We start from the raw sequence: 3514 nt of genomic DNA, 5'->3' as shown, positions 1-3514 counted from the left end.
GTCAGCCGGCGTGTAGGCCCCCGCCACCGGAGTCTGGTAGGACTGCGCAGGCGTGGTGTCCACCTCGGACTGCGTCGGTGGTGTTTCCTTGACCTTCTTGCTGCAGCCCACGGCCACGGCGGAGGCGAGCACGGCAATGGCCAGGATGCGAGCAGTGGCGGGAATCGAACGATGCATGGCAAAACTCCTTAGCTTCCGTTTGGAGGTGAACACCGAGAGCCACGGCCAGTCTAGCAACGGCGGCTGTGAAATGTCGTGAATCTCACCCCGGCTTCCTGCGGTAGGGCGACCACGCTGGCTCGCGGACGTCGCTGCCGGACTGGGTCACCAACCGCTGGCGCACCCGGCCATCGGCAGACACGGTGTACAGAACGCCATTGCGACCTTCGCGCGCCGCATAGACCAGCATCGATCCATTCGGCGCGAAACTCGGCGACTCATCCAGTGAACCCGGGGAGAGCATGCTCCAGCGCGGGCTGCCGGTGCTGCGATCCATCAGCGCAATCCGATAGACGTTGCCGGCACCCTGCGCGGTGGCGATCTTCTTGCCATCGAACGAGACACTCGGGCTGGCGTTGTAGCTGCCATCGAAGCTGATCCGGGTCGCACCGCCTCCGCCCGCGGGCACTTGGTAGACCTGCGGGCGACCACCGCGATCGGAAGTGAAATACAGACTGGCTCCGTCCGCGCTCCATGTCGGTTCGGTGTCGATCCCGAGTTGGTTGGTGACCTGGGTGAGGTGGCGCGAACCCAGGTTCATCACGTAGATATCGGGATTGCCGCCCTTGGACAGGGACATGGCCAGGCGGGTGCCGTCCGGGGAGAAGCTCGGGGCACCATTGATGCCGCGGAAACTGGTCAGCTTTTCCCTCGCAGCAGTAGCCACGTCCTGGATCCAGATGCCGGAATTGCCGCCCTCGAAGCTGACGTAGGCCAGCTTCTGCCCGTCCGGGCTCCACGCCGGCGACAGCAGCGGCTCATTGGAGGTCACGACAGTGTGCGGATTGAAGCCGTCGGCATCGGACACGATCAGGGCATAGCGGGTGTCACGCCCCAGCCCGCTTGCGGACACGTAAGCGATCCGGGTCCAGAACGCGCCGGGTACACCAAGGATCTTTTCGTAGACGGCATCGCTGATCTGGTGCGCCACATCGCGCATGGCCGCAGTGGATGCGGTCAGCGCAATCCCGAGCAGCCGGGTCTGGCGTGCCACATCGAACAACTCGTATTCGGTGCGGTAGCCGCCCATCGACGGCACGCAGCGCCCGACCAGCAGATAGTCCTGACGCAGCATGCGCCAGGTCGGATACGCCACTTCGCTGCCGGTGGTCGGGCGTTCGGGCAGGCCGTTCACGTCCAGGCTACGGAACTGGCCGGAACGGTCGAGGTCGGCGCGCACCACGGCACTCACATCGGTTGCACCGCAATCGCCCCCGAACGGGACCACGGCGATGGGCAGTGCTGCGGCATTGCCGCCGACGATGTCGATTTCAAGGCCATTGCGCGACTGTGCCTGCGCGGCCCCCAAGGGCAGCAACAGTGCGACGACCAAGCCACTGACGAATCGCTTCATGCTCACTCACGGATAGATCGGTGTGGACAGGGTCGCCGATTCGGGCGACGCAAGATGAACGGTAACGGACCAAGGACGCCCGAGATTCGCGGAATCCGCCGATTCAATTGTCGGCCGCCTCGAAATTGAGATCCAGAGTCCGGTTGAAAACAGCCTCGAAACCAGCATAGGGCAAGGGCGCCGCCTTGTAGACGGCTGACTCGATCGAACGCCTGCCCTGGCTGTCATACGGACAGGATGGGTCGATCTCGACGCTGAGGACATCGCCACCCGGAAGCTGGCGGATCGTCATCCGACAGCGCTGGCCGAGTGCAACCGAGTCCGGCCGCGTCCATTGGCGGACGATGGCACGCTGCAGCGCGTCGCGGTAGCGGGCAAGCAGCCCAGGATCAGTCCCGCCTGCGCCCGGCATTGGCCGGCTGCGGGCGGGAGGTGCGTCCGTCGCACCGGCACGCGCATCGGCCAACTGCATCGCCCGCATCTCTGCCTGGCTGCGCACCCGCGCGGCCTGCTCGCGCTGGCGGCGCAATTCAGCGATCTGCCGCTGCCGTTGTTGCTCCAAATCGCTTTCCCGCTGCGCGCCCAGCTCGACCTGCGGAGGTTGGCGGCGCCGTGCCTCCTGCTCGCGACGGACATCGGGCAACGGCGGCAAGGCCGCATCGCGCTGCACACGCGCCTGTTCGACCGGGGCGGGATCGGGCACCGGGGATGGCAACACCCGTGGCTTGGGTGGCGTGGCGTCTTCGAGCAAGGGCTGCGGCAAGGGTTCAGGCCGAGGTTCGGGACGCGTGGGTTTCGGTGCCACCGGTGTCCGCCGCAATGCACGCTGCATGGCTGGGCTCAGGTCACTGACGGCAACCAGTTCGGCATCGATCGGCTCACCCTGCGATGCCTCCGGCTTTGCGCCTTGCGGCCAGCGCAAGCCAACGAACAACAGCAACAGGATCACCGCATGCAGCAGCAGTGATTGGAGGATCGCCAGCCAGTTGTCGGCGCGGGACTGTTTCACCGGCGTTCCGTCACTACTTCGGTGGATCCGACGACTCGGGCGTTCCCATCAAACCGGCCCGTGGCACACCAGCTTCGCGTTGCAGCAGCGACAACACCGCGAACACGGACTGGTAGCTGACCTCGCGGTCGCCGGCGACGTACACTGGCACGTTTGGATCGGCCTGCACGAAGGCCTTCACCTTGGCGACCAGCTGCGCCGCGTCGACCCGCTGCGGCCGGCTGACGCCTTCGTAGGTCAACGCCAGCGCGCCATCCTTGCCCACCTGCACGACCACCGGCTGCTTGCGCGCCTGCTCGATGGCGTGTGCATCGGCTTGCGGCAGATTCACGTCCACGCCGACGTTGAGCAGCGGCGCCGTCACCATGAAGATGATCAACAGCACCAGCATCACGTCGATGTATGGGACGACGTTGATGTCCGATTGCAGCCTGCGCTTGCGCGATCGACGCTTGGAGACACTGGCCATGCCTGTCTCAGCTCCCCGCGTTGGCCTGGCGCTGCAGGATCGAGGCAAATTCTTCGCTGAAGGCCTCGAAGCGCACCGCCATGCGGTCGGCGCGTGTGGCGAAGCGGTTGTAGGCCCACACCGCCGGGATCGCCGCGAACAAGCCCATCGCCGTGGCGACCAATGCCTCGGAAATGCCCGGCGCGACCGAGGCAATCGTCGCGTCCTTCAGGTTGGCGAGACCCTGGAAGGCGATCATGATCCCCCAGACCGTGCCGAACAGACCGACGTAGGGGCTGATCGAGCCGACGTTGGCCAGGAATTCGAGGTTGCGCTCGAGTCCGTCGAGCTCGCGCGACGTGGTTGCACGCATGCCGCGCTGGGCGCCCTCAACCTGCATCCTCGAATCCACGCCACGGCGCTGGCTGATCCGGTTGAACTCGCGCATGCCGGACTCGAAGATCGCCTCCAAGCCTTCGATGTC

Annotated in this window: 4 protein-coding genes; all 4 read right to left on the bottom strand. The window is 65.7% G+C overall.

Annotated features, from left to right (window positions below; genetic code table 11):
* Positions 1–262: 262 nt before the first annotated feature.
* Positions 263–1573 carry a Tol-Pal system beta propeller repeat protein TolB gene (gene tolB / locus IT472_RS08465; RefSeq protein ID WP_297180832.1) on the bottom strand — a complete coding sequence of 437 codons (1311 nt, stop codon included), beginning with the start codon at positions 1571–1573 and terminating at the stop codon, positions 263–265.
* A gap of 103 nt (positions 1574–1676) precedes the next feature.
* Positions 1677–2582, bottom strand: a complete 906-nt coding sequence (locus tag IT472_RS08460; protein ID WP_297180830.1) for a cell envelope integrity protein TolA — start codon at positions 2580–2582, stop codon at positions 1677–1679.
* Positions 2583–2595: 13 nt separating this feature from the next.
* Positions 2596–3051 (bottom strand): protein TolR, encoded by a 456-nt coding sequence (gene tolR, locus IT472_RS08455; protein WP_297180828.1) that lies wholly within the window; start codon positions 3049–3051, stop codon positions 2596–2598.
* A gap of 7 nt (positions 3052–3058) precedes the next feature.
* On the bottom strand, positions 3059–3514 hold a 456-nt coding region (locus IT472_RS08450; RefSeq protein WP_297180826.1), incomplete at its 5' end, for a MotA/TolQ/ExbB proton channel family protein.

It is taken from the genome of Thermomonas sp. (assembly GCF_020850895.1).
Lineage (GTDB): Bacteria > Pseudomonadota > Gammaproteobacteria > Xanthomonadales > Xanthomonadaceae > Thermomonas.
The sequence above is the reverse complement of the archived record's forward strand: the minus strand, read 5'-3'. Positions and strand labels throughout refer to the sequence as shown.